This window comes from Mucilaginibacter sp. (assembly GCF_036383575.1).
Lineage (GTDB): Bacteria > Bacteroidota > Bacteroidia > Sphingobacteriales > Sphingobacteriaceae > Mucilaginibacter.
Genome location: NZ_DASVOB010000626.1, coordinates 1 through 6,422, shown reverse-complemented (window position 1 = coordinate 6,422; position 6,422 = coordinate 1). Strand labels below are relative to the sequence as shown.

The 6,422-nt window shown below is 42.7% G+C and carries 7 protein-coding genes; 3 read left to right on the top strand and 4 right to left on the bottom strand.

Annotation, left to right across the window (positions count from 1 at the left end; translation table 11 throughout):
• Positions 1-39: 39 nt before the first annotated feature.
• A complete protein-coding gene (gyrB, locus tag VF500_RS22230; protein ID WP_330861777.1) occupies positions 40-1,998 on the bottom strand; it encodes a DNA topoisomerase (ATP-hydrolyzing) subunit B in 1,959 nt (652 codons plus the stop codon).
• Between the two features lie 547 nt (positions 1,999-2,545).
• Between gyrB and VF500_RS22225 the strand changes: the two genes are divergently transcribed.
• Together VF500_RS22225 and VF500_RS22220 are read left to right on the top strand one after the other, a co-directional pair.
• Positions 2,546-3,139: an OmpH family outer membrane protein gene (locus tag VF500_RS22225; protein ID WP_330861776.1), complete on the top strand. Its 594-nt coding sequence runs from the start codon at positions 2,546-2,548 to the stop codon at positions 3,137-3,139.
• Positions 3,140-3,264: 125 nt separating this feature from the next.
• Positions 3,265-3,744 (top strand): nucleoside deaminase, encoded by a 480-nt coding sequence (locus VF500_RS22220; RefSeq protein WP_330861775.1) that lies wholly within the window; start codon positions 3,265-3,267, stop codon positions 3,742-3,744.
• 89 nt (positions 3,745-3,833) lie between these two features.
• On the opposite strand, the gene VF500_RS22215 is transcribed toward VF500_RS22220, so the two are convergent.
• The 3 genes from VF500_RS22215 to VF500_RS22205 are packed head-to-tail and all read right to left on the bottom strand — an operon-like array spanning position 3,834 to position 5,443.
• Entirely contained in the window at positions 3,834-4,241 is a 408-nt protein-coding gene (locus VF500_RS22215; RefSeq protein WP_330861774.1) for an RNA-binding S4 domain-containing protein, read from the bottom strand.
• 3 nt (positions 4,242-4,244) lie between these two features.
• Positions 4,245-5,195: an ADP-ribosylglycohydrolase family protein gene (locus tag VF500_RS22210; RefSeq protein ID WP_330861773.1), complete on the bottom strand. Its 951-nt coding sequence runs from the start codon at positions 5,193-5,195 to the stop codon at positions 4,245-4,247.
• Positions 5,196-5,248: 53 nt separating this feature from the next.
• Complete coding sequence (locus VF500_RS22205) at positions 5,249-5,443, bottom strand: hypothetical protein (RefSeq protein ID WP_330861772.1); 195 nt, start codon at positions 5,441-5,443, stop codon at positions 5,249-5,251.
• A gap of 529 nt (positions 5,444-5,972) precedes the next feature.
• Here VF500_RS22205 and VF500_RS22200 point away from each other — a divergent pair.
• The coding region (locus tag VF500_RS22200) for a 2,3,4,5-tetrahydropyridine-2,6-dicarboxylate N-succinyltransferase (RefSeq protein ID WP_414688592.1) at positions 5,973-6,422 on the top strand (450 nt) is incomplete at its 3' end.

Genomic DNA, 6,422 nt, shown 5'->3' with positions numbered 1-6,422 from the left:
TTAAAAATATCAACCATCCCCCCCTTTAGGAGGCCGGGGTTACGAATCTATCTTAGCGTATTTAGCGTTGCGCTCAATGAACTCGCGGCGAGGGGCAACCTCATCACCCATCAGCATGCTGAAGGTATGGTCGCATTCGGCAGCGTTTTCAATGGTAGCACGTTTAAGTGTACGGGTTGCCGGGTTCATGGTGGTATCCCAAAGCTGGATATCGTTCATCTCACCCAAACCTTTATAGCGCTGCACGTGCACACTGTCTTCCTTGCCGGCACCTTTAAGGCGCTGAATAGCGGCATCGCGCTGTACGTCGTTCCAGCAGTATTCATACTCCTTACCTTTTTTAACCTGGTAAAGCGGCGGCGATGCAATATATACGTAACCAGCCTCAACCAGCTCTTTCATATAACGGAAGAAGAAAGTAAGGATCAGCGTAGTAATGTGCGAACCGTCCACGTCCGCATCCGTCATGATGATGATCTTATGGTAGCGGAGCTTGGTTAAGTTAAGGGCTTTATCATCTTCAGGCGTACCGCGGCTTACGCCCAAACCGGTAAACATGTTCTTGATCTCCTCGTTTTCGTAAATCTTATGCTCCATAGCTTTCTCCACGTTCAGGATCTTACCACGTAATGGTAAAATAGCCTGGTACTCGCGGTTACGGCCCTGCTTGGCGGTACCGCCCGCAGAGTCACCTTCGACAAGGAATAACTCGCAAAGGGTTGGATCGCTGTTGGCACAGTCAGACAGTTTGCCCGGTAAACCCGAGCCTGTCATCACGCTTTTACGCTGTACCATTTCACGCGCTTTACGGGCGGCGGCACGGGCAGTAGCTGCCACTATTACTATATTAACGATCAGGCGGGCTTCTTTAGGATTTTCCTCAAGGAAATGACCAAGGATCTCGCCAACAGCTATGTCAACCGCACCCATCACCTCGTTGTTACCCAACTTGCTTTTGGTTTGGCCTTCAAACTGCGGCTCCTGTACTTTTACTGAGATAATGGCCGTTAAACCTTCACGGAAATCATCACCGCTGATCTCAACCTTTACGTTTTTCAGCAAGCCTTCTTTATCGGCATAAGCTTTCAGCGTACGGGTTAAACCGCGACGGAAACCTGCCACGTGTGTACCACCCTCGATAGTATTGATGTTATTTACGTACGAAAAAACGTTTTCGCTGTAGGTATCATTATACTGCAAAGCCAGCTCAACCGGGATGCCACCTTTATTGCCATCCACATAAATTGGCTCCGGAATGATAGAGGTACGCGTACCATCTAAAAACTTAACAAACTCGCGTAAGCCGCCTTCTGAAAAGAACTCTTCGCTGCGGAAAGTTCCATCTTCTAAAGCTTCACGCTCATCAGTCAAACTCAGGCGAATGCCTTTGTTCAGAAATGAAAGTTCGCGCAAACGTGCAGCAAGGGTGTCATATTTATACTCGGTAGTTGTGGTAAAAATTTCCGGATCGGGCTGAAAAGTTTGGATGGTACCTGTTTTCTCAGATACACCTATTTCCTTAACATCAAACATAGGTTTACCACGCTCATACTCCTGGGTAAAGATCTTACCTTCACGATGTACAAGGGTCCGGACATGGGTTGACAGCGCGTTAACGCAACTTACACCCACACCGTGCAAACCGCCCGATACTTTGTAGGTATCCTTGTCAAATTTACCACCGGCATGCAAAACGGTCATTACAATTTCAAGAGCCGATTTACCTTCTTTGGTGTTGATACCCGTAGGGATACCACGCCCGTTATCTGATACAGTTATGGAATTGCCAACATGGATAGTAACTTTAATATCATCACAGTAACCGGCAAGTGCTTCGTCGATAGAGTTATCAACTACTTCATATACAAGGTGGTGCAAACCTTTAACGCCTGTATCACCAATGTACATTGACGGACGCTTGCGCACCGCCTCTAAACCTTCTAAAACCTGTATATTATCTGCTGAATAATTGGATTTGTCCTGAATTTCTTCGCTCATATTTATTTAATGAAACAACCTTCAAAATTACAAAAAATAACCGGGATTATCGACGATTTGTGGATAAATTGCAGTTGTGGAATAGATTTGGGAGCGCTAAGTTAATGTTGCCTTAATACCATTTTACAGAATAGTTTGTCTGAACCCGAATTTATGGAATTAAAAAAATTATAGAATTTGTTGCTTTTCCAACTCAGGTAATTCAGAAATTCGGAAATCGAAAATCCGATATTCGAAATCAATAATGGCGTTGCCTGCGGCCGGGCTATCCGCTCATACGCCTGCAGGCATTACGCTCTTGGCCGGTATCCGCTTCTATCCCTAACGCAAATTTGTGCACCATAAAACCTCTCAAGGCAAAACAAACCTTTGCGGTTTAGCGCCTTAGCGTGAAAAACAACCGGCATCAATAACAGTGGCAACAAACATCATCTGCACATTTGCACATTTGAAATCCGCACATCCGATTATCTGCACATCTGATTAGGATACTTGCAATGAAAGATTATCTTTGTCAAAATTTTATAATATTTTCAGATTGAGTATAATGAAAACCAGTGCTTCAACTTTAACCAAGCTTACTTTAGGATTAGCCATTGCAGGCAGTATTGCCGCTTGCAGCCAAAATAAAACTGCCGATAAACCGGCTGCTGCAACCACAGCAACTCCTGATAAAGAAACCATTGTTTATGTAAACTCTGATTCCTTATTGAACAAGTACGAGTACTTTAAAGACCTTTCAAAACGTCTTGAAGACAAAGGCAAGGCTTCACAAACAGACCTGCAAAACCGCGGTCAGGCATTTCAGCGCCAGGTTGCCGAATATCAGAAAAATCAGGCTACTATGTCGGCCGATCAGCGTCAGGCTACCGAGCAACAGTTACAGCGTAAACAACAGGAATTACAGGGTTACTCACAAAACGCGGGTGCCGAATTTCAGAATGAGCAGGCTGCCGAGAATGCTAAACTGTATGACAAAATTCAGGATTTTGTAAAAGGTTATGCTAAAGAAAAAGGCTACAAACTGGTGTTAACTTATTCAAAAGCCAACCCAACCGTATTATATGGCGATCCTTCTTTAGATGTTACTGTTGATGTTGCAAAACGCCTTAACGAAGCTTACGCTAAAGAAAAGAAATAACATACGATTTGAAAATTTGATGATGAAGTAATTTGAAAATTACAAGTCATTTTCAAATATTCAAATTGACACATTTTCAAATTAAAACCTCAACTTCGGTTGAGGTTTTTTAATTTAGGGCAATCATGGAAAATACGGCACACGAAAAATTTATGCGCATAGCCATTGAACTGGCCGAAGACAATGTAAAGCGTGGAATTGGCGGCCCGTTTGGGGCGGTAATAGTTAAAGATGGCATGATCGTAGCCCGCAGCGCCAATCGTGTTGTGCCCACTAACGATCCTACTGCACATGCCGAAGTATCGGTGATCCGCCTGGCTTGCCAGGAGCTGGAGACTTATAATTTAGCAGGTTGTGAAATTTATACCAGTTGCGAGCCCTGCCCTATGTGCCTGGGCGCCATTTATTGGGCGCGTATTGATAAAATCTATTACGCCAATACCAAAGCTGATGCTGCCGCAATAGGCTTCGACGATCATTTTATTTACGACGAGCTGGAAAACCCAATGGATAAACGTAAACTTCCCTTTGTACAGATCCTTCGTGATGAGGCGCTACCAGCTTTTAAGCTTTGGGAAACAACCGAGCATAAGGAGCATTATTGAGCGCCCCTCTAAATCTCCCCTAAAGGGGAGACTTCTTATACATGATTTGTTTTAAAGCCCTCTCCCTTTAGGGGAGGGTTTGGGTGGGGTTAATTCTCTTCTTTATCTTCAAAAAAATTATCTTTCAGGTCATCAATTTCGCGCCTGTCGGCCTTGGTAGGGCGACCGGTTCCGCGGTCACGTTTAAGTATCGGGGCGTGAAACATTGATTTAAACGCCTGGGTTTGCTCAACCGGGGTGATATCTTCATAAAAATCCACAGCGGTTTTAGCATCCACCCGGTTTTCGAGCAGACCGGTTACCCTTACTACTCTACGTTCAATGCCTTTTGCTACCTGGTAAACATCTCCGATTTTCACCTCGTATGATGGTTTGATGTTTTTACCATCCAGTTTTATGCGCCCGGCTTTGCAGGCGTCAGAGGCCAGTGTACGTGTTTTAAAAACGCGGATGGCCCACAGGTATTTATCTATTCTCAGTTTCTCTTTTTCGGCCATTTATTAGTCCCTTTCATATTTATTGGCCAGGCGTTGGGCCAATGTATCAATATCTTTTTTACGGGCAAGCATAAGCATCCAATGCTCCGGAATACTTTCGTAGCCGTAAAGTAAACCTGCCAATCCACCGGTCACAGCGGCAGTTGTATCGGTATCAAGCCCCAAATTTACAGCTTTTAGCACAGCTTCACTATAGCTTGCTGTGGTTAGCAAACACCAAACTGCTGCTTCAAGCGTATGCAATACATATCCGCTGCTTTGCATTTCACTCACATTCAGCTCGTAAATATCACCTTTCAGCAATCTGTTAAACAGAACTATTTCATCCGGAATAATGGTTGTGCCTTTTAAAAACGAGATTACTTCGGTATTTACTTCATGATAAACAGATACCAGGTTCTTATTTGTAAGCAATTTACGGGCAAACTCCAGGTAATAAAAACAGGCAATTACTGAGCGTACATGCCCATGTGTTATAGCTGATACTTCTTTTGCAATAGCAAAACGTTCCTTTACCGGTTTATCTTTTATATAAAATAATAAGGGTAGGATCCGCATTAACGAACCATTACCATTTGACGATTCATCAAAGTCACCAGCAAGATCGGGACGTACTTTATGCAAAACCCGTTCAATAGCGGCACGGGTAGCAATACCTACGTCAAACACTTCTCCGCGTGCAGTCCATTGTTCGTCATATAGCCAGTTAGCAAAACTATTGGCAATTTTTTGCAGGTCGTAACCATCTGCCAAAACATCGGCAAGGCAAAAAGTTAAAGAGCTGTCGTCCGACCATGTACCCGGCGGCAGATCATAGGTACCAAAGCCGATCATATCGGTCACCGGTTTTTGAGCGATACTTTCCCGCGATTTAAATTCAACGGGAACACCAAGCGCATCGCCTATAGCTACGCCAAATAATACATCCTTATAAAAACTTCGCTTTACAGTCATGATGCTAATTAACGCAACATTTTTAATATGCGGCAAATCAGCTATTGCAAAACTTATTTGGACAGATCTCTTTTTATAAATTTACGATAAAGGTATTCGGCATAACCAACGCTTACGTAATCAGGAAATTTCCAATTGGGATAATAGCGTTTTTTAATGTATTTGAGCGTACCAAAAAACAAAACGCCTAAAATAAGCAGCAATGCCAGGCCAAGTAAAATAATAGCAAATAGTACAAGTGGGGTCATACTTTGGGGGAATGGGGGATTAAAGTGATAAATTAAAAGGTAAAATTTACGATGTCAATTTCTTAGGATTTAAAGAAACCCCTTATACGCCGAATAATGCACCAATGTTTACCGCTCCATAACTTATTTCCCCGAACATAATGTCATAAAAAAAGTAAGCCTCCCCAACACTCGCTGTTCGGAAGGCTTTTGACACCTAATTAGTTTAAACGTTGGTTTTCGTTTATATAAAATTAAAGTTTCCTTAACGTTTTTTAAAGCATATTAACTGGTTGTCCGGATTTTGTATACATGTGTGAAAATCAATACACTGTAAATCAAAATATTGTACGGCAATGGTCAATTATACCCACATTTTTCCCGATGTATCACGAATATCTTTAAAAATTGAAGCCCCCCGGCAGCAAAATTCAGTTTTAGAATCATTAATACCAATAGATTTTTCAGGACGTACCATCACATACAATCTTTTAAAATCGACTATATTTCCTTAAAAATCCTTTAATTTGCCAAAAGTTTAATTTCAACAATGCAAGATCTTAAAAAACTGATTGAAGAGGCCTGGGAAGACAGGAACCTGCTGAACTACAATGAATATACCAACGCCATTGAAACCGTTATTGACCGGTTAGATAAAGGCGAGATCCGTGTGGCCGAACCTATTGGCTCACGCTGGCATGTAAATGAGTGGATTAAAAAAGCGGTTGTTTTGTATTTCCCTACCAGGCATATGGAAGAAATTAAAACCGGCCCTTTTGTTTTTCATGACAAAATGAAACTCAAAACGGATTATAAGCAAACCGGTGTCCGTGTTGTACCTCATGGTATTGCCCGCTATGGTGCTCACCTGGCTAAGGGTGTTATCATGATGCCATCATACGTAAACATTGGCGCTTATGTTGATGAAGGCACCATGGTTGATACCTGGGCTACTGTAGGTTCATGCGCGCAAATTGGTAAACATGTACACTTAAGCGGT